The organism is Cupriavidus sp. FW305-3-2-15-C-LB2 (genome assembly GCF_058787575.1).
Genome location: NZ_JBYSZW010000017.1, coordinates 25,520 through 48,935, shown reverse-complemented (window position 1 = coordinate 48,935; position 23,416 = coordinate 25,520). Strand labels below are relative to the sequence as shown.

Annotated in this window: 23 protein-coding genes; 5 read left to right on the top strand and 18 right to left on the bottom strand. The window is 68.8% G+C overall.

Going from position 1 to position 23,416, the window contains the following annotated elements; all coding sequences use genetic code 11:
• Nucleotides 1–17: 17 nt before the first annotated feature.
• The 14 genes from ruvB to AC3WRR_RS14605 all read right to left on the bottom strand — a co-directional run bounded on the left by ruvB (nt 18) and on the right by AC3WRR_RS14605 (nt 13,092).
• Nucleotides 18–1,076 carry a Holliday junction branch migration DNA helicase RuvB gene (gene ruvB, locus AC3WRR_RS14670; protein ID WP_010813892.1) on the bottom strand — a complete coding sequence of 353 codons (1,059 nt, stop codon included), beginning with the start codon at nt 1,074–1,076 and terminating at the stop codon, nt 18–20.
• Nucleotides 1,077–1,134: 58 nt separating this feature from the next.
• Nucleotides 1,135–1,716: a Holliday junction branch migration protein RuvA gene (ruvA, locus tag AC3WRR_RS14665; protein WP_010813891.1), complete on the bottom strand. Its 582-nt coding sequence runs from the start codon at nt 1,714–1,716 to the stop codon at nt 1,135–1,137.
• A gap of 78 nt (nt 1,717–1,794) precedes the next feature.
• A complete protein-coding gene (locus AC3WRR_RS14660) occupies nt 1,795–3,027 on the bottom strand; it encodes a glycerophosphodiester phosphodiesterase (RefSeq protein WP_492292920.1) in 1,233 nt (410 codons plus the stop codon).
• Nucleotides 3,028–3,107: 80 nt separating this feature from the next.
• Nucleotides 3,108–3,653 (bottom strand): crossover junction endodeoxyribonuclease RuvC, encoded by a 546-nt coding sequence (ruvC, locus tag AC3WRR_RS14655; protein ID WP_010813889.1) that lies wholly within the window; start codon nt 3,651–3,653, stop codon nt 3,108–3,110.
• A 153-nt stretch (nt 3,654–3,806) separates the two neighbouring features.
• A complete protein-coding gene (gene purH / locus AC3WRR_RS14650; protein ID WP_010813888.1) occupies nt 3,807–5,381 on the bottom strand; it encodes a bifunctional phosphoribosylaminoimidazolecarboxamide formyltransferase/IMP cyclohydrolase in 1,575 nt (524 codons plus the stop codon).
• A gap of 22 nt (nt 5,382–5,403) precedes the next feature.
• Nucleotides 5,404–5,637 (bottom strand): Fis family transcriptional regulator, encoded by a 234-nt coding sequence (locus AC3WRR_RS14645; RefSeq protein WP_010813887.1) that lies wholly within the window; start codon nt 5,635–5,637, stop codon nt 5,404–5,406.
• Nucleotides 5,634–6,695 carry a tRNA dihydrouridine synthase DusB gene (gene dusB / locus AC3WRR_RS14640; protein ID WP_492297315.1) on the bottom strand — a complete coding sequence of 354 codons (1,062 nt, stop codon included), beginning with the start codon at nt 6,693–6,695 and terminating at the stop codon, nt 5,634–5,636. Before dusB ends, AC3WRR_RS14645 begins: the two co-directional genes overlap by 4 nt.
• A 286-nt stretch (nt 6,696–6,981) precedes the next feature.
• Nucleotides 6,982–8,220 (bottom strand): UbiH/UbiF/VisC/COQ6 family ubiquinone biosynthesis hydroxylase, encoded by a 1,239-nt coding sequence (locus AC3WRR_RS14635; protein ID WP_439671761.1) that lies wholly within the window; start codon nt 8,218–8,220, stop codon nt 6,982–6,984.
• Complete coding sequence (locus AC3WRR_RS14630) at nt 8,201–8,680, bottom strand: hypothetical protein (protein WP_010813884.1); 480 nt, start codon at nt 8,678–8,680, stop codon at nt 8,201–8,203. The genes AC3WRR_RS14635 and AC3WRR_RS14630 overlap by 20 nt, the downstream gene beginning before the upstream one ends.
• Nucleotides 8,677–10,080 (bottom strand): aminopeptidase P N-terminal domain-containing protein, encoded by a 1,404-nt coding sequence (locus AC3WRR_RS14625; RefSeq protein WP_058697880.1) that lies wholly within the window; start codon nt 10,078–10,080, stop codon nt 8,677–8,679. The genes AC3WRR_RS14630 and AC3WRR_RS14625 overlap by 4 nt, the downstream gene beginning before the upstream one ends.
• A gap of 106 nt (nt 10,081–10,186) precedes the next feature.
• Nucleotides 10,187–10,930: an N-acetylmuramate alpha-1-phosphate uridylyltransferase MurU gene (murU, locus tag AC3WRR_RS14620; RefSeq protein ID WP_492297313.1), complete on the bottom strand. Its 744-nt coding sequence runs from the start codon at nt 10,928–10,930 to the stop codon at nt 10,187–10,189.
• Complete coding sequence (locus AC3WRR_RS14615; RefSeq protein ID WP_010813881.1) at nt 10,930–11,253, bottom strand: AzlD domain-containing protein; 324 nt, start codon at nt 11,251–11,253, stop codon at nt 10,930–10,932. Before AC3WRR_RS14615 ends, murU begins: the two co-directional genes overlap by 1 nt.
• Complete coding sequence (locus AC3WRR_RS14610; RefSeq protein WP_492297311.1) at nt 11,250–12,053, bottom strand: AzlC family ABC transporter permease; 804 nt, start codon at nt 12,051–12,053, stop codon at nt 11,250–11,252. Before AC3WRR_RS14610 ends, AC3WRR_RS14615 begins: the two co-directional genes overlap by 4 nt.
• 4 nt (nt 12,054–12,057) lie before the next feature.
• Nucleotides 12,058–13,092 carry an aminoglycoside phosphotransferase family protein gene (locus tag AC3WRR_RS14605; protein WP_011614548.1) on the bottom strand — a complete coding sequence of 345 codons (1,035 nt, stop codon included), beginning with the start codon at nt 13,090–13,092 and terminating at the stop codon, nt 12,058–12,060.
• Nucleotides 13,093–13,308: 216 nt separating this feature from the next.
• Here AC3WRR_RS14605 and AC3WRR_RS14600 point away from each other — a divergent pair, with 216 nt between their 5' ends.
• From AC3WRR_RS14600 to trpS, 5 genes are read left to right on the top strand one after another with little or no spacing between them, the layout of a single operon-like run.
• On the top strand, nt 13,309–15,750 hold the full coding sequence (locus AC3WRR_RS14600) for an LPS-assembly protein LptD (protein WP_492297309.1): 2,442 nt from the start codon (nt 13,309–13,311) through the stop codon (nt 15,748–15,750).
• A gap of 9 nt (nt 15,751–15,759) precedes the next feature.
• Nucleotides 15,760–17,235: a peptidylprolyl isomerase gene (locus tag AC3WRR_RS14595; RefSeq protein ID WP_010813877.1), complete on the top strand. Its 1,476-nt coding sequence runs from the start codon at nt 15,760–15,762 to the stop codon at nt 17,233–17,235.
• 29 nt (nt 17,236–17,264) lie between these two features.
• Nucleotides 17,265–18,368 carry a 4-hydroxythreonine-4-phosphate dehydrogenase PdxA gene (gene pdxA / locus AC3WRR_RS14590; RefSeq protein WP_011614551.1) on the top strand — a complete coding sequence of 368 codons (1,104 nt, stop codon included), beginning with the start codon at nt 17,265–17,267 and terminating at the stop codon, nt 18,366–18,368.
• Between the two features lie 17 nt (nt 18,369–18,385).
• Nucleotides 18,386–19,228 carry a 16S rRNA (adenine(1518)-N(6)/adenine(1519)-N(6))-dimethyltransferase RsmA gene (rsmA, locus tag AC3WRR_RS14585; RefSeq protein WP_010813875.1) on the top strand — a complete coding sequence of 281 codons (843 nt, stop codon included), beginning with the start codon at nt 18,386–18,388 and terminating at the stop codon, nt 19,226–19,228.
• Between the two features lie 56 nt (nt 19,229–19,284).
• Nucleotides 19,285–20,319, top strand: coding sequence for a tryptophan--tRNA ligase (gene trpS / locus AC3WRR_RS14580; RefSeq protein ID WP_492297307.1), 1,035 nt, complete (start codon nt 19,285–19,287; stop codon nt 20,317–20,319).
• Nucleotides 20,320–20,371: 52 nt separating this feature from the next.
• Here the strand turns inward: trpS and AC3WRR_RS14575 are convergent, their stop codons facing one another.
• The 4 genes from AC3WRR_RS14575 to AC3WRR_RS14560 form a co-directional block, all read right to left on the bottom strand.
• Nucleotides 20,372–21,277: a DMT family transporter gene (locus AC3WRR_RS14575; protein WP_492297305.1), complete on the bottom strand. Its 906-nt coding sequence runs from the start codon at nt 21,275–21,277 to the stop codon at nt 20,372–20,374.
• 12 nt (nt 21,278–21,289) lie between these two features.
• A complete protein-coding gene (gene gloA, locus AC3WRR_RS14570; RefSeq protein WP_492297303.1) occupies nt 21,290–21,697 on the bottom strand; it encodes a lactoylglutathione lyase in 408 nt (135 codons plus the stop codon).
• Nucleotides 21,698–21,780: 83 nt separating this feature from the next.
• Nucleotides 21,781–22,617, bottom strand: a complete 837-nt coding sequence (locus AC3WRR_RS14565) for a M48 family metallopeptidase (protein WP_492297302.1) — start codon at nt 22,615–22,617, stop codon at nt 21,781–21,783.
• Nucleotides 22,614–23,378 carry a lysophospholipid acyltransferase family protein gene (locus tag AC3WRR_RS14560; protein ID WP_011614553.1) on the bottom strand — a complete coding sequence of 255 codons (765 nt, stop codon included), beginning with the start codon at nt 23,376–23,378 and terminating at the stop codon, nt 22,614–22,616. Before AC3WRR_RS14560 ends, AC3WRR_RS14565 begins: the two co-directional genes overlap by 4 nt.
• Nucleotides 23,379–23,416 lie beyond the last annotated feature (38 nt).

The window sequence follows — 23,416 nt, the reverse complement described above, 5'->3', positions numbered from 1 at the left end:
GTTGCTGCTTCGTGCTGTCAGGCGTCGCCGAACAGTTCGCTGGCGCCGCTGCCTTGCGGGTTGGCCAGGCCGAAATGCCGGTAGGCGGCAGCCGTGGCCACGCGCCCGCGCGGCGTGCGCTGCAGGTAGCCTTGCTGGATCAGGTAGGGCTCGAGCACGTCCTCGATGGTGTCGCGCTCTTCGCCGATGGCCGCGGCGAGGTTGTCCACGCCCACGGGGCCGCCGCCGAACTTGTGCAGCACTGCTTCCAGCAGCTTGCGGTCCATCAGGTCGAAGCCGACGCTGTCCACGTCCAGCATGGCCAGCGCCGCGTCGGCCATGGCGCGGGTGATGTTCCCGTCACCCTTGACCTCGGCGTAGTCGCGCACCCGGCGCAGCAGCCGGTTGGCGATACGGGGCGTGCCGCGCGCGCGCCGGGCGATCTCCAGCGCGCCCTGCGGGTCGATACGGGCATGCAGCAGCTGCGCCGAGCGCGTGACGATGCGGGCCAGCTCATCGGCGGTATAGAACTCCAGCCGCGCCACGATGCCGAAGCGGTCGCGCAGGGGGTTGGTCAGCATGCCGGCACGCGTGGTGGCGCCCACCAGCGTGAACGGCTGCAGGTCGAGCTTGACCGAGCGCGCCGCCGGGCCCTCGCCGATCATGATGTCGATCTGGTAGTCCTCGAGCGCCGGGTACAGGATCTCCTCGACGACCGGCGAGAGCCGGTGGATCTCGTCGATGAACAGCACGTCGTTGGCTTCCAGGTTGGTCAGCAGCGCGGCCAGGTCGCCCGGGCGCTCCAGCACGGGGCCCGAGGTCTGGCGCAGGTTGACGCCCATCTCGCGCGCGATGATGTGGGCCAGCGTGGTCTTGCCCAGGCCCGGCGGGCCGAACAGCAGCACGTGGTCCAGCGCCTCGCGCCGGTTGCGCGCGGCGTGCATGAAGATATCGAGCTGCCCGCGGACCTTTTCCTGGCCGACATACTCGTCCAGCAGCTTGGGCCGCAGCGCGCGCTCGAACGCCTCCTCCTGCGACGAGGCGGGGGTGGCGGCAATTACGCGGGCGGGGGCGGCAAGCTTGTCAGTTTCGATCATGGTGGTCAGGGGCCCGGACAGCGGCAACAATCCGCCATTCTACGCGCCTATGCAGGTCTCAAGCCTTGGACAATGCCTTGAGCGCCAGCTTGATGCCGTCCGACACGCCGGTCCCCGCCGGCACCTGCTTGATCGCGGCGGCGGCTTCCTTTTCCGAGTAGCCCAGCGCCAGCAGCGCATTGAGCACGTCGACGGCGCTGTCCGGCACCGCCGGCGTGCCCGGCACGTGGCCCAGCTCCGCGCCCAGCTTGCCCTTGAGCTCCAGCAGCAGCCGCTCCGCGGTCTTCTTGCCGATGCCGGGAATGCGCGTGAGGCGGCCGGCTTCCTGCAGCGTGATGGCCTGCGCCAGCTCGGGCACCGACATGCCCGACAGCACCGCCAGCGCCATGCGCGCGCCGATGCCGGTGATCTTGATCAACTCGCGGAAGGTGTTGCGCTCCGATGCGGTGCCGAAGCCGTACAGCAGGTGCGCGTCCTCGCGCACGATCAGCTGCGTCAGCAGTGTCACCGGCTGGCCCACCGCGGGCAGGTTGTAGAAGGTGCTCATCGGCACGTCCACCTCGTAGCCGACGCCGTGGCAATCGACTAGCAGGTGCGGGGGATTCTTCTCGATAAGGGTGCCGGCGATGCGTCCGATCATGGTGCGGAGGAGGGAATGGAAGGTGGGGGTCAGGGACCAGGCGGCCGCAAGTGTAGCCCAGCGGCCGCCCTGCCGGGGTCAGCGCGCCGGCGTATCCACCGCGCGCCGGCCCAGCGCCGGGTCGTCGGTGAAGAAGCCATCGATGCCGGCCGCGATAAAGGCCTGCACCTCCCGCTCCATGCCGGACGGGCTGCGCGTGGCGTCGTCGCCGCCGGCCTGCAGCGCCTTGGGCAGGAAGCTGTTTTCCGGACGGAAGGTGTAGGGATGGACGAACAGCCCGGCAGCATGCGCCTGGCGCACCACCGGCGTCGGCGCAGCCAGCGCGCCCTGCGCATCGCGCGGCACCACGCTGCTCTTCTCGGGGCCGATGCCGTCGGCATAGGCTGCCACCTCGCGCAGGCCGGTCGCGCCCAGCATGTCGCCGAAGGTGCGGCCGTCGCCCGCCAGCTTCCAGTCGGCCGGGCCCTTGCGCGGGTTGCCGATGAGCTGCACCAGCTTCACGTTGTGCTGCCCGCTGCCAAGCGTGCGCCGCAGCGCGCGCAGGCTGCCGGTCTCGAAGCATTGGATAAACACGGGTGCGTTGCGCAGGTAGGGTTGTGCCCGCAGCGCGGCCACCAGCTTGTCCTCGAGCGGCAGCCCGATGCCGCGGAAGTAGCTCGGGTGCTTCAGCTCTGCGTAGATGCCGATGGGTTTGCCGGTGCGCAGCGCGGCCTGCTCGGCCAGGCGCACGATCTCGTCGAAGGTCGGCACCTCGAACTGGTCGTTCAGGCGCGCATTGTCCGGGCGCAGGCGCGGGATGCGCTCACGCGCGCGCAGCGTCTTGAGCTCCGCCAGCGTGAAGTCTTCGGTGAACCAGCCGCTCAGGCGCTCGCCGTCGATCACCTTGGTGCGCTTGCGCTCGGCGAACTGCGGCAGTTCGGCCACGTTGGTGGTGCCGGTGATGTCGTTCTCGTGGCGCGCTACCAGCACGCCGTCGCGTGTCATGACCAGGTCGGGCTCGATGGCGTCGGCGCCGTCCTCGATGGCTTTGGCGTAGGCGGCAAGTGTATGTTCGGGGCGCAGCGCGCTGGCGCCGCGATGGGCGATCACCAGCGGTTTGGGAGGCTGGGTGGCGGCGGCCGCAGGCGCAGCGCTCGCGGCGGGTGCCGGCACCGGAGCCGCGGACACGGGCTTAGGGCGCGGCGCGGTGGCGCAGCCCGCGACCAGCGCGGCGCAGGCCGCGGCGGCCGGAAACAGCCAACGCCGGAAGGCAAGAACAGGGAAGAGGCTGGGGCGCCGGCGCGGCGCGCTCAATCGGGACTGACTAGGCATGCAGCGTTCCTGTGGTGAGACCAAGGCCCGATTGTAAAAGATGGGGAAGCGGGCACAGCAAGCGCCAGCCGCTGGCGTGTTCAGCCGACCAGCCGCCCGCGCCGCACGCGCATGCCTTTGCGCACCAGGTCGGGCGCCAGGCCCGACAGCGTGCCCAGGGTATCGCTGCCGTTGGCATGGCAGATCGCCACGCCGAGCGCATCGGCCGCATCGCTGCCGGGCTGGCCGGGCAGCATCAGCAGCCGCGTCACCATTTCCTGCACCTGCGCCTTGTTGGCGCGGCCGTAGCCGACCACCGCCACCTTGAGCTGCAGCGCGGTGTACTCGAACACCGGCAAGCCGTAGCCCACCAGCCCGCAGATCGCCGCGCCGCGGGCCTGGCCGAGCAGCAGCGTGGACTGCGGGTTGACGTTGACGAAGACCTTCTCGATCGCCGCGCAGTCGGGTGCATAGGTGCGCGACACTTCGCTGATGCCGTCGTAGAGCGTCTTCAGCCGTTCCGGCAACGTTGAATTGCCGTCGCTCTTGATCGTGCCCGAGGCCACGTAGGCAAGCTTGTTGCCGTGCTTCTCGATCACGCCGAAGCCGGTGGTGCGCAGGCCGGGGTCGATGCCTAGGATTCGCATTGGGTGGGTAGGATGGATGCCGTCGCTAGTGTATTGCTTTTTGCACCGGCACCTAAGGCAAAAAGCGGTTTCGCTTTCCCTTGCAGGAGAACGAAACCGCTTCGGAGCCGGGGGGGGGGGCCTTCCCAGGAAAGGCCGCAAGCCTGCCAGTGCTTAGTGGCGGAAGTGGCGCGTGCCGGTCACCACCATGGCGATGCCGCGTTCGTCGGCGGCGGCGATCACTTCGTCGTCGCGCATCGAGCCGCCCGGCTGGATCACGCAGGTCGCGCCCGCGTCGACCACCACGTCCAGGCCGTCACGGAACGGGAAGAACGCGTCCGAGGCCACTGCCGAGCCGGCCAGCGTCAGGCCGGCATTCTGCGCCTTGATGCTGGCGATGCGGGCCGAATCCACGCGGCTCATCTGGCCCGCGCCCACGCCCAGCGTCATGCCGCCGCCGCAGAACACGATGGCATTGGACTTGACGAACTTGGCCACGCGCCAGGCGAACATCAGGTCGTCCATTTCCTTCGGGTTCGGGTGGCGGCGCGTCACCACGCGCAGCTCGGACGGCTGCACGTTCCTGGCGTCCGGGCTCTGCACCAGCAGGCCGCCGCCGACACGCTTGAAGTCATACTGGTTGATGCCCTGGCCCAACGGGATCTCCAGCAGGCGCACATTCTGCTTGGCCGCGAACACGGCACGCGCGCCGGCGCTGAACGACGGGGCGATCAGCACTTCGACGAACTGCCTGGCCACGGCCTGCGCGGCGGTTTCGTCCAGCTCGACGTTGAAGGCGATGATGCCGCCGAAGGCCGAGGTCGAATCGGTCTTGAAGGCCTTGTCATACGCTTCCAGCGCATTCGCGCCCAGCGCCACGCCGCACGGGTTGGCGTGCTTGATGATGACGCAGGCGGCGCCGCTGGCGGCGTCGAACGACTTGACGCATTCCCAGGCCGCGTCGGCGTCGGCGATGTTGTTGTACGACAGTTCCTTGCCCTGCAGCTGCACGTAGTTGGCCAGCGCGCCGTCCACGGCCCTCAGGTCGCGGTAGAACGCGGCGGACTGGTGCGGGTTCTCGCCGTAGCGCATTTCCTGCACCTTGTCGAAGGCGAGGTTCAGCGTCTGCGGGTAGGCGCTGCGGCCCTGGTGCGACTTGTCGGCACCCAGGCTGGTCAGGTAGTTGGTGATGGCGCCGTCGTACTGGGCGGTGTGCGCGAACACCTTGGTGGCCAGGCGGAAATTGGTGTCGTAGCCGACGCTGTTGGCGTTGGCGCGCATTTCGTCGAGCACCACGGCGTAGTCGGCCGGGTCGACGATCACGGTCACGTCACGATGGTTCTTGGCCGCCGAACGCAGCATGGTCGGGCCGCCGATGTCGATGTTCTCGATCGCGTCGGGCAGGGTGCAGTCATCCTTGGCCACGGTCTGCTGGAACGGGTACAGGTTCACCACCAGCAGGTCGATGGTCGGGATGTCGTGCTCGGCCAGCGCGGCCATGTGCTCGGGCAGGTCGCGGCGCGCCAGGATGCCGCCGTGGACCTTGGGATGCAGTGTCTTGACGCGGCCGTCGAGCATTTCCGGGAAGCCGGTGTAGTCGGCCACCTCCGTCACGGGCAGGCCGCTGTCGGCCAGCAGCTTGGCGGTGCCGCCGGTGGAAAGCAGCGTGACGCCGAGCGCGTTCAGTTCGCGCGCGAAATCGACGATGCCGGTCTTGTCGGAAACGGAGAGTAGGGCTTGCTTGATCATGGCTGTGGGAGACGCTTCAAATTCAAAGTAAACCGTGCTGCTGCAGCTTCTTGCGCAGCGTATTGCGATTGATGCCCAGATAGGCGGCGGCCAGCGACTGGTTGCGCTCGGCGCGCACCATCACGGCTTCCAGCAGCGGCCGTTCGACCGCCTCGAGCACCATGTTGTACATATTCGACGGCTCTTCGCCGTCCAGGTCGCGAAAATAAGTGTCCAGGCTTTCCCGGATACACTGGTCGATAGCGTTGCGGCTCATGCGGCAAGCAACTCCCCGTTTTTGTTGTTGTTCGCTTCGTCTTGGTCTTGTGCTGCGTCGTCCACGTACACCAGCCGGTCAGAGATCTGCGCCTGCTCGTCGAAGAACGCATTGACCGCCGCCAGTTGTTCGGCGGTGCTCTCCAGTGTGTTCATGCGGTGGCGGAACAGGTTGGCGCCGCGCAGCCCGCGCGTGTACCAGGCAATATGCTTGCGCGCGGTGCGCACGCCGGTGAATTCGCCATAGAAGGCGTAGTGGTCTTCCAGGTGCGCATTCATGATGGCACGGATCTCGGCCACTTCCGGCGACGGCAGCATCTCGCCGGTCTTCAGGAAGTGCTCGATCTCACGGAACAGCCAGGGCCGGCCCTGCGCCGCGCGGCCGATCATGATCGCGTCCGCGCCGGTCAGCGCCAGTACTTGCTTTGCCTTCTGCGGCGTGGTGATGTCGCCGTTGGCGACCACCGGGATCGAGACCGCTGCCTTGACCGAGGCAATGGTCTCGTACTCGGCGTTACCGTGGTACAGGTCGGCGCGGGTGCGGCCGTGGATGGTCAGCATGCTGATGCCCGCGTCCTCGACCATGTGCGCGATGCGCAGCGCATTGCGGTTCTCGCGGTTCCAGCCGGTGCGGATCTTCAGCGTGACCGGCACCCGGTCGCCCACGGCGCCGACCACGGCCTGAACGATGCGCACCACCAGCGGCTCGTTCTGCAGCAGGGCCGAGCCGGCGGCGACGTTGCACACCTTCTTGGCCGGGCAGCCCATGTTGATGTCGATGATCTGCGCGCCGCGGTCCACGTTGTAGCGCGCGGCCTCGGCCATCATCGACGGCTCGGCGCCGGCGATCTGCACGGCGATGGGTTCGACCTCGCCGGCGTGGTTGGCGCGGCGCATGGTTTTCTCGCTCTTCCACAGCTGTGCGTTGGACGCCACCATTTCCGACACCGCATAGCCCGCGCCGAGCTGCTTGCACAGCTGGCGGAAGGGCCGGTCCGTCACGCCCGCCATCGGGGCGACAAACAGGTTGTTGCGGAGTTGGTGAGGTCCGATCTGCACGGTTGGGCGGCGGTTCTGAGAGGCCGTCCCGGTGACCGTAGCGCGCCCTCGCGGCGTGGATGGCGCCAGGGAAGGGGTCGGGACAGCCTGCTCTGAGACGGAAGACGAAACGGAAAAACATGCCCCTGCCGAAACTGCAGCCGGCCTTGGATCGGGACATGTGCGAGGGCAGGATTCTACCGCCAAACCATCGCCATTGCCCAAGATTTGAGCATCCGGAGCGCAACCGGGCAGGGGCCGTGGCGCAAACGCCGCCATGCGCGTGGCGCTTGCGCCACTGGCGGGGTCAGCGACGCATCCCGAACATCATGTGGCGCGCCAGCGCATGCCGCAGCGGCGGCAGGCAGGCCAGCACGGCCAGCGACGCGCCCCGCGCGTGCGCGGCCAGCGGGTAGGCGATGCCGAACACACGTGGCAGCAGGTCGGTCACGCCGATGGTGACGGCGCGGTCGAGCCGGTGGCGGCTGGCGAAGGCTTGCAGCGCCTGCGGCGTGCAGGCGCTGCGCAGCGAATCGGCCAGCGCGAAGGCGTCGCGCAAGCCCAGGTTGAGTCCCTGTCCGGCCACCGGGTGCAGCGTTTGCGCGGCATTGCCGACCGCCGCCACGCGGCCGTTGACGGTCACCGGGGCCGCATTCAGGCCGAGCGGGAAGGCATGGCGCTTGCCGGCCAGCGTGAAATGGCCCATGCGGTCGCCAAAGGCCCGGCCCAGTTCCGCCGCGAACTCCGCTTCCGGCAGCGCGATGCGCCGCGCGGCCTGGTCCGGCGGGCAGCACCACACCAGCGCATAGCCCGGCACGCCATGCTCCTCGTGCGGCAGCAGCGCCAGCGGGCCTTCGTCGGTAAAGCGCTCCCAGGCCCAGCCCGGCTGCGGGCGCGAGCAGGTCACATGGGCGATCACCGCGGTCTGGCGGTAGTCGCGCGTGCGCGCGCCGCGGCCCTGGTGGGCGGCCTGCTGGTGGAACAGCCCGCCCTCGGCCTGCACCACCAGGCGCGCGGCCAGGTGTGCCACCTGGCCGTCGTGGCCGGTGCCGGCCAGTTGCACGGCGCCGGCATCGGGATCGTCCGCGGCGCTCGGCGCAGGATCCTGTGCGATCTGGTCGATGCGGGTCTCGAACACACGCTGCAGCCGGCCTCCGCCCGCCGCCTGCGCGGCATGGGCGAGCGCGCGCTCCAGTGCCTCGCACAAGTCGCCGTAGCGGACCACGTAACCGAGCGCCGGCACGCCGTAGTCGTCATGGTGCAGCCGCACATGGCCGAAGCGGCCGCGCTGCGAGACATGGATATGCTCGATCGGGCTGCCGGGCACCGGCCAGGCGCCGATCTGCTCCAGCAGCTGGCGGCTGCCATGCGACAGCGCGATCGCGCGTGGATCGCGCGCGGCGCGCGCCGGCGTGGCGGCATCGACCAGTGTCAGGCGCCAGCTGGTAGTGCGGAGCAACTGGCAGGCCAGCGCCAGCCCGACCGGGCCGCCGCCGACGATGGCGATATCGCGCAGGCTTTGGAAATCAGGCTGCGCGGCCGGCATCGTCGCTGCCTCCTGCATGACCCGCATCCGCCTCCGTTGGTGCTGCCGCATCGCGCTTCCAGCAGATCGCATCCGAGCGCGATTTGCCGGCCGCGGCGTCGCGCAGCGCGTTCTCGAGCTTCTGGTGGTTGAAACCCGGCAGTGCGCGCAGCTGCTCAAGCAGTGCACCATGGTTGGCGGCATTCAGCGGCGCCACGCAGCCCTGGCCCGAATCGGGCGTGCCGATCAGGATCAGCCAGGCCGTGCCGGCCCAGGGCGCGCGGTCGGACACCCGGACCACCACGCGCTCGAGCGTGTCCCAGGCGACTTCCTCGCGCTGGCCGTCGGGGCGGTGCACCACCACGCGGTCGTCGTACAGGTTGATGATGAAGGGTTCGGACGGATCGGGCCGGCGGTCGCTGCCAGCATTGCTGCCGCTGCGGGCCTGGCCCGGAAAGATCCTGCGCAGCCAGCCGATCATCGCAGACCTCCGGCAGCATTGGCGTTATCGCGCATCAGCGCCTCGATCTCGTCGGCCAGCACCGGCACGCCGCGCGTGATCAGCTCGCAGTCGCCGTCGGTGACCACGGCGTCGTCCTCGATGCGGATGCCGATATGCCAGTAGCGCTCGGGCACGTCCTCGGCCGGGCGCACATAGATGCCGGGCTCGATGGTCAGCACCATGCCCGGCTGCAGCGGCCGCCACGGGCGCTCGCCTTCGCCGCCGTGGCTGGCCACGCGGTATTCGCCCACGTCATGGACATCCATGCCAAGCCAGTGGCCGGTGCGGTGCATGTAGAAGCGGCGGTAGCTGCCGCTGGCGAGCACGTCGTCGAGCGTGCCTTCCTTGTTGCGGTCGAGCAGGCCGGTATCGAGCATGCCCTGCGCCAGCACGCGCACGGCGGCGTCATGCGGCACGTTGTAGGGCACGCCGGCGCGGGTCTCGGCGATGGCGGCGTCCTGCGCGGCCACCACCAGGTCGTACAGCTCTCGCTGCGCCGGCGAGAAGCGGCCCGAGACCGGGAAGGTGCGGGTGATGTCCGAGGCGTAGCCGTCGAACTCGCAGCCGGCATCGATCAGGCAGAGGTCGCCGTCCCTCAGTTCGGCGGGGCCGGCGCGGTAGTGCAGCACGCAGGCGTTGGGGCCGGCCGCGACGATCGAGTTATAGGCCACGCTCTGCGCGCCATGGCGGCGGAACTCATAGAGCAGTTCCGCCTCCAGGTGGTATTCACGCAGTCCGGCGCGGGTGGCCTGCATGGCCCGTACATGGGCCCCGGCGGAGATCTGCGCCGCGCGGCGCATGGTGGCCAGCTCGCCGGCATCCTTGAACAGGCGCATTTCGTCGAGCACGGTGCGGATGTCGAGCGCAACCGACGGCGCGGCCACCCCGGCGCGGCCCTGCATGCGCACGGCGTCCATCCAGCGCCGCATCTGCACGTCGGTGCGGGTCGAGTCGGCCAGCGGGTAGGCAATCTGCGCGCGGTTGGCCAGCAGCGGCGGCAGCGCGGCGTCGATCTCTTCGACCGAATGCGCTTCATCGAAGCCGAACGCGGCGCGCGCGCCATCCGGGCCGAAACGGAAACCGTCCCAGATCTCGCGCTCTTCATGCTTGGGGCGGCAGAACAGGATGCTGCGGTCGGCATCGGCGGGGTCGCCCGGCGCGCCGGCCACCAGCACCAGCACGGCCTCGGGCTCGGTAAAGCCGCTCAGGTAATAGAAATAGCTGTCGTGCCGGAACGGGTAGTCGCTGTCGCGGTTGCGCATGGCTTCCGGCGCCGTGGGCAGGATCGCCACACCGCCGCCGCCGGCGCGCAGGTGCTGCAGCACACGGGCGCGGCGGTCGCGGCAGGCGGCGAGGAGGGCGTTGTCGGGTGAGGACATGGTAGGGCCTGGGATGAGGAGGATCAGGGCGATTCTACCGCCGCTGGCGCCTCGCTGGCCGCGGGATCGTCCGGGCGCCTTGCCAGCCCCCGCCCAGTCAGCCGACCTAGCGCCCGTGCGCCGCCACAGGCGCTGCTGTCGCAAGCGCCGCATCCAGCTCGGCCAGCTGCGCCGGCGTGCCCACGTTCTCCCAGCGCCCGTCGAAGCGTTCGCCGGTAGCGGCGCCGGCCTCGATGGCCTCCCAGTAGTAGGGTGTCATCGGCATTTTGGTGCCAGGTTCGATGGCGGTGAAAAGGCGCGTGTCGTACAGGCCGATATTGCCGAATGTCAGCCGTTCGCCACCGTTGGCCAGTGTCCCGTCGAGCGTCAGCAGCCCGTTCGGTTGCAAGGTGAAGTCGCCGTTCGGGTGAAAGTCCGGGTTGGGCACCATCACCAGGTGCATGCGCGGGGCGGGCGCGCCGGCCATGTCGTGCGCGCGAGGCAACAGCCTGCGGAAGTCGTAGTCGCAGAAAATGTCGCCCGACACGGCCAGGAAGATCTCGCCGCGCTCCGGGTGCGCGGACAGCAGTGGCAGGGCCTGTGCGATGCCACCGGCGGTTTCCAGCGCAGTGCCCTCGGCAGAATAGGCCAGCCGCACGCCAAAACGGCTGCCGTCTCCCAGCGTGGCTTCGATCTGTCCGCCCAGCCAGGCATGGTTGATGACGATGTCGCGCAGGCCGGCACGCGCCAGCGCCTCGATCTTCCAGACGATCAGTGGCTTGCCGCCCACCGCCAGCAGCGGCTTGGGGCAGGTATCGGTCAACGGACGCATGCGGTCGCCGCGGCCGGCGGCGAAGATCATGGCCTTCATCAGAACAGAGCCTCCAGGGCAAGCAGCGCGGCCATGCCACCGGCGATGGTCCAGCCCACGCTGCGGGTTCGAGCGGCGATCAGGATGGCCACCACGCCGGCCACCAGCCGCGCGTTGGCGGGGGTGAGGGCAAGCTCGCCATGCTGCATCAGCAGATCAGGGGCGATCAGCGCCGACAGCATCGCTGCCGGCACGAACTGCAGCGCGGTGCGGAACCACGACGGCAGCCGCACGCGGCCTTCCACGGCGATGAACGACAGGCGGATCAGGAAGGTTGCCAGGCCCGCGGCAAGGAAGACCCACAGCAGGGTCATCGCACTCATGCGGCCTCCTTGCCGGCTGTTCCTCCTGGCGTGGCATCGGCGCCACGGCTGGCCGGGCGTGGCCCGGGGCGGTTGCCGCGGCCCAGCAGCAGCATGCCCACGGCAATGCCGCCGAGCGCCGCCACCATCAGCCCGAGCTTGTGCGGCAGGCTGTAGCAGGCCACCGCCAGCACGCTGGCGGCCAGCGCCGCGGCCACGTGCGAGCGGTGCTTCAGGCCCGGCACGATGATGCCGATGAAGGTCAGCGGCAGGAAGAAGTCGAGCGGCCAGTCGCGCGGCACCTGGGCGCCGACCAGCACGCCGGCCAGCGTCGACAGCTGCCAGCTGGCCCACAGCGCGAAGCCGCCGCCGAAGTAGTACCAGTGGCGGTAGCGGGCGCGCGGGCCGCTGTCGCCAAGCCGGTGCGTCATCGCGGCAAAGGCTTCGTCGGTCAGCAGGTAGGCGATCAGCGCCTTCCAGCGCCGCGGCAGGTGCGCGAGCGTGGGCGCGATGGTGGCGGAATACAGCGCATGGCGCAGGTTGACCATGGCCACCGTCAGCGTGATCACCACTGCCGGCGTGCCGGCGGTCCACAACTGGGTCAGGATCATCTGCGAGGCGCCGCCGAACACGACCACGCTCATCGCGCAGGCCAGCCACGCCGGCATGCCGGCGCCGACGGCCAGCACGCCGTAGATCAGGCCGAACGGCACCACGCCCAGCAGCATCGGCGCGAGCGCGCGCGCGCCGGCCAGCCATTCGCCGGCGGCGGTGATGGCGGGCGCGCGGTGGTCGCGCAGAACGGGCTGGTTGTCGGGCACGGCGTCAGAACGTGTAGCCGGCCGGGCTGGCCACGCCTTCGAGCGCGTCCAGTAGCCGGATCAGCTTGCGCAGTTCGGTGTAGCGGCCGGCCACCTGGCGGGTGTACTTCATCACCAGCGGCAGGTTGGCGAGGTAGCCGTCCTTGCCGTCGCGGTGGTACAGGCGGGCAAAGATGCCCAGCACCTTGAGGTGGCGCTGCAGGCCCATCCACTCAAAATCGCGATAGAACTCGCCAAAGTCGGCGCTGACCGGCAGGCCGGCCTTGCGCGCGCGCTCCCAGTAGCGGATCAGCCAGTCCAGCTGCTGCTCCTCGTCCCATTCGATATAGGCGTCGCGCCATAGCGAGACCGCGTCGTAGGTGATCGGGCCGATCACCGCGTCCTGGAAGTCGAGCACGCCCGGGTTGGCGCCGCCATCGAGCACCATCAGGTTGCGCGAGTGGAAATCGCGGTGCACGTAGACCTGCGGCTGCGCAAGGATATTGGTGAGTAGCGCTTCAGTCACTTCGCGCAGGTCCGCCTGCTGGGCCTCGGTCAGAGTGGCGCCCAGGTGCCTGGCCACATACCACTGCGGGAACAGGTCGAGCTCGCGCTGCAGCAGCGCGCGGTCGTAGGCCGGCAGTTCGCCGGGGCGGGTGGCGGCCTGGATGCGGACCAGCGCGGCGGCCGCGTCGGCGTACATGGCGTGGGCGGTGGAGTCATCGAGCCGCGACAGGTAGGTCTGGTTGCCAAGGTCGGCCAGCAGCAGGAAACCCTGCTCCAGGTCCTGCGCCAGCACGGTCGGCACGGTCACGCCGGCCGCGCCGAACAGCCCGCATACGTGGATGAACGGGCGGCAGTCCTCGTGCGCCGGCGGGGCGTCCATCACGATGGCGGTGGGATGCGCCGGATGGCCGGTGCTGACGCGGAAATAGCGCCGGAAGCTGGCGTCGGCCGAGGCGGGGGCGCAGGAATCGGGATCGGCGGACCAGGTCGGGCCAAGTCCGGATACCCAGGCCTTGAGCTGGTCCAGGCGCGGGTCGTGGGGGAGAGCTGCCATACAGATACGTGTGGGGAACGGGCGCAGAGTGGAAACGTAAATGAAACCGAAAGTAAGCGGGAAGGCGACCCTAGGTTGCCCCGTATAATACCCGACCAGACCCGGGCGCCGGGCGGCCCCCGGGTGGGGCCATTCGGTGCCCCGCAGCCTGCTCCGGCGGGGGCTGGCGGCTTGCAGGCGGGCCGCAGCCGACGCCGAGACTGACAACCCGTGCGAATGACCGAACAACGACGATCACCGAACAACAGGGCCTTGCCTTCGCCTGCCCCAACCAGCGTTCCTGCCCGAGCCAGGCGCGCCGGCGGCCTGCACGCGGGCGCGCTGCGGCCGCTGGTGCTGGCCATGGCCAGCCTGTCGGCCGGCGCACACGCGCAGATGTCCGGTTCGGCGATCCCCGATCTCGACCAGGTCGAGCCGGTGTTCGAAGCCGCGCCGAAAGCGCCGCCGCTTCCGGTGGAATCCGGCGAACTGGTGCCGCGGCTTGCCGAACCCGGCAAACAGTCTGACGCCGGCTCCGACGCCCCGACCTTTATCGAGGCCGACCGCATGACCGGCTACAGCGAGCGCGGCGTCGAGCTGGAAGGCCATGCCGAGCTGCGCCGTGACGGCGGTGCGATCAAGGGCGACAAGCTGACCTACGACCAGGACACCGACGAAGCCTTTGCTCAGGGCAATGTGCGCATGTCGCGCAGCGGCACGCTGGCGGTCGGTCCCGAGGCGCGGATGAAGGTCGAGGCCAACGAAGGCTATATGCTGTCGCCGGACTATTATTTCCAGCAGACCGGCGGCTCGGGCAAGGCCGAGCGCATCGACTTCCTGGACAAGGACCGCAGCACCGCCAGGCACGCGTCATACACCACCTGTTCGCCGGACAACGCCGACTGGTATTTCAGCGCGAACCGGATCGACCTGGACAACGACCGCCAGGTGGGCGTGGCCTACGGCGGCGTGCTGAATTTCTTCGGCGTGCCGATCGCTGCGGCGCCGGCGTTCAGCTTTCCGCTGAACGACGACCGCCGCAGCGGTTTCCTGCCGCCGCTGATGGGCTACAGTTCGCGTGCGGGCTTCGACCTGACCACGCCGTACTACGTCAATATTGCGCCAAACCGCGACCTGACCATCTATCCGCGGCTGATGACGGAGCGCGGCTTGCAGCTTGGCGGCGAGTATCGCTACCTTGGCCAGGGCTACTCCGGACGCTTGCGCGCTGAGTTCCTGCCCGACGACAAGAAGACCAACTCGAATCGCTGGGCCTACTCGTTCCAGCACAACCAGAACCTGGCCAAGGGTCTCAATGCCTACCTGAACCTGAACCGGGTGTCCGACGATCAGTATCCGGACGACTTCAACCGCAGCGTGGCGCAATCGACGCTGCGCCAGTACGCGCAGGAAGGCGGCGTTACCTACAACTGGCAGGATTTCACGGTACTCGCGCGGGTGCAGAAGTTCCAGACCCTGCGTCCAAGCGAACCGTCATACGAGCGCGTGCCGCAGCTCAACGGCAAGTACATCCGCTATGACCTGGGCGGCTTCGACGTGCAGGTGGAAGCGGACTACACGCGCTTCCGCATTCCGCTGACGTCCACCGGCTTCCAGCAGCCGCAGGGCGAGCGCATGTTTATCCAGCCGAGCATCAGCTACCCGATCGTGCGGGCGGGCTGGTACGTGACGCCGAAGGTTAGCTTCAATGCGGCGCAGTACCAGATGGAGGCGGCCACCAACACGCCGACCGCGCAGAATAATTTCTCGCGCGCGCTGCCGACTGTCAGCCTGGATTCTGGCATGACTTTTGAGCGCGACGCGCCAACCATCAGCCGCCTGTTTGGCGTGAACTATGTGCAGACGCTGGAGCCGCGCCTGTTCTACGTGTACACGCCGTTCCACGACCAGAGCCAGTTCCCGCTGTTCGACACGGTGCAAGCGGATTTCGGATACGGAACCATCTTTACCGAAAATCCGTTCTCTGGCTACGACCGCGTCGCCGACAACAACAAGCTGACCGGCGGCCTGACCACGCGCCTGATCGAAGCCGACACCGGAATCGAGCGCTTCCGCGGCACCATCGCGCAGCGCTACGACTTCACCGGCCAGCGCGTGCAGATCAACGGCACGCTGGCGGATCCCAAGGCGGGTTTCTCGGATCTGCTGGCGGCCACCACCATCCAGATGTTCCGCGGCTATTACCTGGACGCGGGGGTGCAGTACAACCCGGACAGCGACCGGATCAACTACGGCAACGTGGCGGTCTCTTACCGGCCCGAGTCGCGCAAGGTGATTAACGCAGGCTACCGCTACCGCCGCCCGACCTCGGTGACCGACAACACCGCGATCGACCAGTTCGAGGTGTCAAGCCAGTGGCCGATCACGCGCCGTGCCTACGGCATCGCACGCTTTGCCTTCGACCTGGCCGCAAGCCAGATGGTCGATGCGCTGGCCGGCGTCGAGTACGCCGCCGACTGCTGGGTCGGCCGCGTGGTCTACCAGCGCTTCCGCAACACCACGCAAGGCTACACCGGGCGGGTCTTCCTGCAGGTGGAGTTCCGTGGCCTTTCCAAGATCGGTTCCAACCCGTTGAACATCCTGCGCCTGAACGTGCCCGGCTATGAGCCCGTGTCGGCCAAGCCGGTGCCGACGACCCGGTTCGATCACTATGAATGACGGATTACGATGAAACGTCAAGAATTCGCCGTGTTTTCCTTTCTCCTGACGTCCTGGCATCGCTTGCTGCTGCCGGCCGTGCTGGCCGCCATGACGGTGCCGGCTGCCGCGCAGCTCAAGGCGCCCGGGACGGCGCCGCGCTCCAGTGGCATCTTCGTGCCGCAGGCGTCTGACGTCGCGGCGCCGTCGAGCCAGCCCAAGCTGGGCGTGCCCCAGGCCGGCGGCCAGAAGCGTTCGCAACTGGTCGACGAAGTGGTGGCAGTCGTCAACAACAGCGTGATCACGCGGCGCGAGCTGCTCGACCGTGCCGACGAGATCGAAGGCCAGCTGCGTGCCGCCGGCCGCCCGGTGCCCGCGCGCGCCGACCTGCTGGGCGAGGTGCTCGAGCGCCTCGTAATGGAGCGCGTGCAGACCCAGGCCGCACAGGAGGCCGGCATCCGCGTGACCGACCAGGAAATCGACCGCGCCATCGAATCGGTGGCACAGCAGAACCGGCTGAACGCGACCGAGTTGCGCCGCCGCGTCGAGGCCAGTGGCATGACCTGGACCAAGTACCGCGAGGAACTGCGCAAGCAGGTACAGGTGATCCGCCTGCGCGAGCGCGAGGTCGATTCCAAGGTGCAGGTCTACGACGGCGAGATCGACAACTACCTGGCGGCGCGCGGCGGCCAGGGCGCCGCCAGCGGCCCGACCGAATACAACGTGGCGCAGATCCTCGTGCGCGTGCCCGAGAATGCCTCGGACGCACAGAAGCAGGCGCAGCGCGCCAAGGCCGAAGGGCTGCTCAAGCAGGCCCAGGGCGGTGCCGACTTCGCGCAGCTGGCGCAGGCCAATTCCGAGGGCCCCGAGGCGGCCCAGGGCGGCGCGATGGGCTTCCGCGAGATCGGCCGCCTGCCGGCACTGTTCGCCAACGCCGTGGTCGACCTGCAGGCTGGCGGGGTGGCGCCGCAGGTGGTGGAAAGCGCGGCGGGCTTCCATGTGGTCAAGCTGGTGGCCAAGCGCGCGGCGCCGGCATCCAGCCCGGCCGCGGCCTCGAAGATCACCCAGACCCAGGTGCGCCACATCCTGATCCGCACCGGCCCCAACATGCCCGAAGCCGAGGCGCGCCGCCAGCTCAGCACGCTGCGCGACCGCATCACCCACGGCGGCGATTTTGCCGACGCGGCCAAGCGTTTCTCGCAGGACGGCTCGGCGCAGAACGGCGGCGACCTCGGCTGGGTCTCGCCGGGCGAGCTGGTGCCCGAGTTCGAGCAGGCGATGAGCCGCCTGCGCCCGAACGAGATCTCGGAGCCGGTGGTCACGCAGTTCGGCGTGCACCTGATCCAGGTGCTCAACCGGCGCGAGACCGAGATGTCGCCCGAGAAGCAGCGCGACTTCGCCCGTGCCGAAGTCCGCGAACAGAAGCTGCGCGCAGCCTATGATGACTGGGTGCGCCAGCTGCGCTCGCAGGCGTACGTGGAGTACCGGGTCAACCGGCAGCGCTGAAGCGCCGGTCCCCGATCCGCTGACCTGACATGCCCGACCCGCTAGCCCTTGCCATCTCGACCGGAGAACCCGCCGGCATCGGTCCAGATATCACCATCGGGGCGTTGCTGCAGCTGGCGGGCGCCAACAATGGCGTCGGCGGCGGGCAATACCGCTTCCATGTGCTGGGCGATGCCCGCCTGCTGGCCGATCGCGCCGCGGCGCTGGGCGCCACGCACGCCTGGGAGCGGCGCATTGCCGACGGCGACGTGGTGGTCGAGGACATACCGCTGGCGGTCGCGTGCGAGGCCGGGCGGCTCGACGCGCGCAACGGCCCCTATGTGCTGAAGCTGCTCGATGCCGCCATCCGCGGCTGCCGCGCGCGCGGCAAGGCCGCGCCCCGGTATGCCGCAATGATCACGGCGCCGGTGCAGAAGAGCACTATCAACGACGCCGGCGTCCCCTTCACCGGCCATACCGAATACCTGGCCGAGAGCGCCCGCGTGCCGCGCGTGGTGATGATGCTGGCCGGCCCGCAGCCCGCGCACGACGGCGCCATGCTGCGCGTGGCGCTGGCCACCACCCATCTGCCGCTGCGCGCGGTGCCCGATGCGCTGTCGGTGCCGCTGCTGGTGCAGACGCTGTCGATCATCGATGCCGACCTGCGCCGCTACTTCGGCATCTCGCGGCCGCGCATCCTGGTCACGGGCCTGAACCCGCACGCCGGCGAAAGCGGCCATATGGGCCGCGAAGAGATCGACATCATCACGCCCGCGCTGGCGCAGGCCAAAGATGCCGGCATCGACGCGCGCGGACCCTTTCCGGCCGACACGCTGTTCCAGCCGCGCCACCTGCGCGATGCCGACTGCGTGCTGGCGATGTACCATGACCAGGGGCTGGCGCCACTGAAATACGGCACCTTCGGCCACGGCGTGAATATCACGCTGGGGCTGCCCTTTATCCGCACCTCGGTGGACCATGGCACCGCGCTTGACCTTGCCGGCACCGGCCAGGCCGAACACGGCAGCATGATCGAGGCCATCCGCAGTGCGGTCACCATGGCCGGCCACGCCAATGGCCGGCGCCCTGGCAGCAACGGTGCCACGGGCAGCCATCCTGGCCACACCCATTCCGGCCTGCAGCCGCCATGCTGAAGCTGGACGAATAACCCATGCGTTCAAACGTGCACCAGGGCCATGTGGCCCGCAAACGATTCGGGCAGAACTTCCTGGTCGACGACACCATCATCCACGGCATCGTCAATGCCATCAGCCCGCAGGCCGACGACGTGCTGGTCGAGATCGGCCCCGGCCTGGGCGCGCTGACCGACCCGCTGCTCGAACGGATCCCGCAGATGCAGGTGGTTGAGCTGGATCGCGATCTGGTCGAGCGCCTGCGCCGCCGCTATGGCGAGCGCCTGCAGGTCCACGCCGGCGATGCGCTGGCGTTCGATTTCGACAAGCTCGCCGTGCCCGGCCGCCCGCTGCGCATCGTCGGCAACCTGCCGTACAACATCTCCAGCCCGCTGCTGTTCCACCTGATGGATTTCGCCGACCACGTGCGCGACCAGCACTTCATGCTGCAGAAAGAGGTGGTGGAGCGCATGGTGGCCGAACCCGGCAGCAAGGCCTTCGGCCGGCTCTCGATCATGCTGCAGGTGCGCTACTACATGGAACACGTGCTGGACGTACCGCCGGGCGCCTTCAATCCGCCGCCCAAGGTCGATTCCGCCGTGGTCCGCATGATCCCGTGGCCGCGCCACAGCGACGGCCGGCTGCGTTCGCCGCATGCCGATTGCGACATCACCGTGCTGGGCGACGTGGTCACTGCAGCGTTCTCGCAGCGGCGCAAGGTGCTGCGCAACACGCTCTCGTTCCTGCGCGACCAGGTCGACTTCGATGCGATGGGCTTCGACCTCGGCCGCCGCGCCGAGGAAGTGCCCGTCGGCGAATATGTCGAACTGGCCCGGCGCCTCGGTGGTACGCCATCCGGCCGGGCCGGACAGGCCGCCTGAGGCCCGCGCATCCCGATTCCCGAATTTCCCGCGACTATTTCGTGCAAGACCGTCCCATGACAGCCCAGACCCAAACCAACCGGCGTCCCGTGATCCTGACCGGCGACCGTCCCACCGGCCCGCTGCACCTTGGCCACTATGTCGGCTCGCTGAAGAGCCGCGTGACGCTGCAGGACACGCATGAGCAATACGTGCTGCTGGCCGACACCCAGGCCATGACCGACAACGCGCACGATCCCGACAAGGTGCGCCGCAACGTGCTGGAAGTGGCGCTGGACTACCTGGCCGTGGGCATCGACCCGGCCAAGACCACCATCACCGTGCAGTCGCACCTGCCGGCGCTGGCCGAGCTGACGCTGATGTACCTGAACTTCGTCACGGTGGCGCGGCTCGAGCGCAACCCGACCATCAAGGAAGAGATCCAGGCGCGTGGCTTTGGCCGCGACATCCCGGCCGGCTTCCTGTGCTACCCGGCATCGCAGGCCGCGGACATCACTGCCTTCAAGGCCCACGTGGTGCCGGTGGGCGAAGACCAGGCGCCGCTGATCGAGCAGACCAACGAGATCGTGCGCCGCATCAACCACCAGGTCGGCCGCGAAGTGCTGCCCGAATGCAAGGCCCTGATCCCCGAGTTCGGCCGCCTGCCTGGCGTCGACGGCAAGGCCAAGATGAGCAAGTCGCTGGGCAACGCGATCGCGCTGGGGGCTTCGCCCGAGCAGATCAAGGCTGCGGTGCACAGCATGTACACCGACCCCAACCACCTGCGCGTGTCGGACCCGGGCCAGGTCGAGGGCAACGTGGTGTTCACCTACCTGGATGCGTTCGACCCCAACACCGAGGAAGTCAAGGCGCTGAAGGAGCACTACCAGAAGGGCGGTCTGGGCGACATGGTGCTCAAGCGCCGCGTCGAGGGCATCCTGCAGGACATGCTGGCCCCGATCCGCGCGCGCCGCGAAGAACTGGCCAAGGATCCGGACTATGTGTTCGACATCCTGCGCCAGGGCACCGCGAAGGCACGCGCACTGACCCAGCAGACGCTGGACGAAGTGCGCGACGCGCTCGGCATGTTCTCGTTCGAGGCACGCCGCTGAGCGTCAGGCAGGGGCGGCTCCGGCCGCCGCAGTATTGCGCTTGCCGCGCCGCTCAGGCGCGGCGATTGACCAGCACGATGCCGGCCAGCACCAGGAGTGCCGCCACGGCAAAGCGCGGGCCCACCGCGTCGTGCATCAGCACGACGCCGAAGGCGACCCCGAACAGCGGCGTCAGGAAGGAAAATACCGACAGCCGCGACGCCAGGTAGCGCCGCAGCAGCCAGAACCAGGTCAGGTAGCTGGCAAACGCGATCAGCACTGACTGGTAGAACAGGCTCGCCAGCACCACCCCGTCGATCTGCACGGTTGCGGTCTGGCCGGCGGCCACGGCCATCGCCAGCAGCATCACCGCGGACACCGCCAACTGGTACAGCAGGGTCTTGCTGGCCGGGGCGCTGGCCAGCGGGCTGGCGCGCACCACCAAGGTGGTGGCGGCCCACAGTGCGCCGGCGAGGATGCCAAGCGCATCGCCCGGCAGCGTGCTGCCCTGCGCCGACGGCGCGGCAATGCCATCGGCAAAGGCCAGCGCCATGCCCGCGAACGCGAGCGCCACGCCCAGCCATTGCCCCGTGTGCAAGCGCTCGCCCGGCACCACGAAATGCAGGCCCAGCGCGGTGAAGATCGGTGCGGTGTACAGGAACACCGCCATGCGCGAGGCCGTGGTGTGTCCCAGCCCGACGAAGATGCAGAAGAACTCCGCGCCGAACAGCAGCCCGGCCAGCAAGCCGGCGTTCAGCGTGCCGTCGCGCCGCCACAGCGGCGTGCCGCGCCAGGCGGCAAAGCCGAACACCAGCAACGCCGCCACCGCCGAGCGCACGCCGGCCTGCAGCACCGCGCCCATCAGCGGCGTGGTGACCTTGATCACCACCTGCTGCAGGCCCCAGGCGGCGCACAGCACCACCATCAGGCCCACGGCGATGCCGTCGAGCGGCTGCCGGGTCAGGGCTTGCGTGCTCATCGCCAGCGTCCGTCAGGGACGCCTGGCGTCGCGGGTCGAATGGCGCTCGATCAGTTCGATCTTGTAGCCGTCCGGGTCTTCGACAAAGGCGATCACGGTGGTGCCGCCCTTGACCGGGCCGGCTTCGCGCGTGACTTTGCCGCCGGCGGCGCGGATGCGCTCGCAGGCGGCCGCGGCATCGTCGGTCTCCAGCGCGACATGGCCGTAGGCCGTGCCCAGGTCATACTGGTCGACGCCGTAGTTGTAGGTCAGCTCCAGCACCGCGGTCTCGCTCTCGGGGCCGTAGCCGACGAAGGCGAGGCGGTACTTGTACTCAGGGTTGTCGCTCTGGCGCAGCAGCTGCATGCCGAGCACGCGGGTATAGAAATCGATGGAGCGCTGCATGTCGCCGACGCGCAGCATGGTGTGGAGGAGTCGCATTTGAGGGCCTTCAACTGTTTTAGGTATAGGAAGGCGCCATTTTAGTGCGTTTGGCCGAAACGTACCGGCCCGCTCCCACCCGCTCAGAAAGTCGGCAACAGCTCGGGCGGGTGTGCCCGCAGTTGCGCGCGCGCATCGCGGAACTCGGGGAAGATCGATTCCACGGTCTGCCAGAAGCGCGGGCCGTGGTTCATTTCCTTCAGGTGCGCCAGCTCGTGCGCGGCGACATAGTCGATCATCGACAGCGGGAAATGCATCAGGCGCCAGTTCAGCCGGATCTTGCCGTCGGCGGTGCAGCTGCCCCAGCGCGTGGCGGCCGAGGTCAGCGCAAAGCCGGTGTGGCGCACGCCCAGCTTGTCGGCGTAGATATCGAGGCGTTCGGCCAGCAGCCGGCGCGCCTGCTGCTGCAGCCAGCCCTGCACGCGGTCCTTGATCTGCTGCTCGTCGGCATGGCCCGGCAGCGCCAGGTGCAGCACGCGGCGGTCGGCATCGAACAGCAGCGCGCCGAGCGGCGACTCCAGCGACAGCGTCAGCGGCTGCCCCAGGAAGGGCAGGCTGGCGCCGTCGCGCCATTGCACCGTGGGCAGGATGCGGCGCGACTCGCGGTGGCGCCACTCGCCCAGCTTGTTGAAGATCCAGCGCTGTTTTTCCAGGATGGCCGACTCGATGTCCGCCAGCGTGACCCAGCGCGGCGCCGTGATCGACAGGCCGCGGTCGTCGATGGTGAAGCCGATGGTGCGGCGCGCCGAGCGCTTGAGCGTGTAGTGCAGCGGCCGTTCGCCGATACGCAGCAGGCGTGCATTGGGTTGCGGCACCGGCCAGGCGGGCTGCTGCGGCGGCTCCGGCGCCTGGGCGGACTCCGCCAGCGGCAGCTCCAGCTGCGCGCCGTCGGCGTCGGTGGCGGGTCGCAGCAGCTTCATGCGGCGGGCCCGCCCGGGGCCGCGCTCCGGTAGCTCTGCGGATCGATGCGGCGCATATCGCGCTCGATCCATTCCGCCACCTCCTGGTTGAGCTGGTCCGCGGTCTTGTTGGCCGAGGCGATCGCCGGGCCAACCGAGATCGTCACCATGCCCGGGTGCTTCAGGAACGAATTGCGCGGCCACACCCGGCCCGAGTTGACCGCCATCGGCAGCACCCAGGCGCCGGTTTCCACCGCCAGGCGCGCACCGCCGCTCTTGTAGCGGGCCTTCTCCAGGCCCGAAGGCGTGCGCGTGCCTTCCGGGAACATGATGATCCAGGCGCCTTCGGCCAGCCGCTCGCGGCCCTGACGCGCGGCCGAGGCGAAGGCGCGGGTGCCTTCCTTGCGGTTGATATGGACCATCTTCAGCATGCCCAGCGCCCAGCCGAAGAACGGCACCAGCAGCAGCTCGCGCTTGAACACGAAGCACAGCGGCTTGGGCATCAGCGCCACGTAGGCCACGGTTTCCCAGGCTGACTGGTGCTTGGACAGCAGCACCACAGGCTTGTCGAGCATCACGTCCATATGCTCATGGCCTTCAATGCGGTACTGGATGCCGCAGATGCCGCGCGCGGCCCAGATCACCAGCAGGGGCCAGCCGCGCACGAAGCGGAAGCGCTGGTCGGCATTCATGAACGGGAACACCAGGAAGCAGGCGCAAGCGTACGGCGGCGTCAGCACCAGCAGGTACAGCGCAAACAACAGGGAACGGAGAAACGTCATGCGGGGGGGCGGGGGTGCGAATAGGGAATGGATGCGGG

Coding starts and splice junctions, on each gene's coding strand:
- ruvB (WP_010813892.1), bottom strand. CDS start 1,076: ATGATCGAAACTGACAAGCTTGCCGCCCCCGCCCGCGTAATTGCCGCC.
- ruvA (WP_010813891.1), bottom strand. CDS start 1,716: ATGATCGGACGCATCGCCGGCACCCTTATCGAGAAGAATCCCCCGCAC.
- AC3WRR_RS14660 (WP_492292920.1), bottom strand. CDS start 3,027: ATGCCTAGTCAGTCCCGATTGAGCGCGCCGCGCCGGCGCCCCAGCCTC.
- ruvC (WP_010813889.1), bottom strand. CDS start 3,653: ATGCGAATCCTAGGCATCGACCCCGGCCTGCGCACCACCGGCTTCGGC.
- purH (WP_010813888.1), bottom strand. CDS start 5,381: ATGATCAAGCAAGCCCTACTCTCCGTTTCCGACAAGACCGGCATCGTC.
- AC3WRR_RS14645 (WP_010813887.1), bottom strand. CDS start 5,637: ATGAGCCGCAACGCTATCGACCAGTGTATCCGGGAAAGCCTGGACACT.
- AC3WRR_RS14635 (WP_439671761.1), bottom strand. CDS start 8,220: ATGCCGGCCGCGCAGCCTGATTTCCAAAGCCTGCGCGATATCGCCATC.
- AC3WRR_RS14630 (WP_010813884.1), bottom strand. CDS start 8,680: ATGATCGGCTGGCTGCGCAGGATCTTTCCGGGCCAGGCCCGCAGCGGC.
- AC3WRR_RS14625 (WP_058697880.1), bottom strand. CDS start 10,080: ATGTCCTCACCCGACAACGCCCTCCTCGCCGCCTGCCGCGACCGCCGC.
- murU (WP_492297313.1), bottom strand. CDS start 10,930: ATGAAGGCCATGATCTTCGCCGCCGGCCGCGGCGACCGCATGCGTCCG.
- AC3WRR_RS14615 (WP_010813881.1), bottom strand. CDS start 11,253: ATGAGTGCGATGACCCTGCTGTGGGTCTTCCTTGCCGCGGGCCTGGCA.
- AC3WRR_RS14605 (WP_011614548.1), bottom strand. CDS start 13,092: ATGGCAGCTCTCCCCCACGACCCGCGCCTGGACCAGCTCAAGGCCTGG.
- AC3WRR_RS14600 (WP_492297309.1), top strand. CDS start 13,309: ATGACCGAACAACGACGATCACCGAACAACAGGGCCTTGCCTTCGCCT.
- AC3WRR_RS14595 (WP_010813877.1), top strand. CDS start 15,760: ATGAAACGTCAAGAATTCGCCGTGTTTTCCTTTCTCCTGACGTCCTGG.
- pdxA (WP_011614551.1), top strand. CDS start 17,265: ATGCCCGACCCGCTAGCCCTTGCCATCTCGACCGGAGAACCCGCCGGC.
- rsmA (WP_010813875.1), top strand. CDS start 18,386: ATGCGTTCAAACGTGCACCAGGGCCATGTGGCCCGCAAACGATTCGGG.
- trpS (WP_492297307.1), top strand. CDS start 19,285: ATGACAGCCCAGACCCAAACCAACCGGCGTCCCGTGATCCTGACCGGC.
- AC3WRR_RS14575 (WP_492297305.1), bottom strand. CDS start 21,277: ATGAGCACGCAAGCCCTGACCCGGCAGCCGCTCGACGGCATCGCCGTG.
- gloA (WP_492297303.1), bottom strand. CDS start 21,697: ATGCGACTCCTCCACACCATGCTGCGCGTCGGCGACATGCAGCGCTCC.
- AC3WRR_RS14565 (WP_492297302.1), bottom strand. CDS start 22,617: ATGAAGCTGCTGCGACCCGCCACCGACGCCGACGGCGCGCAGCTGGAG.
- AC3WRR_RS14560 (WP_011614553.1), bottom strand. CDS start 23,378: ATGACGTTTCTCCGTTCCCTGTTGTTTGCGCTGTACCTGCTGGTGCTG.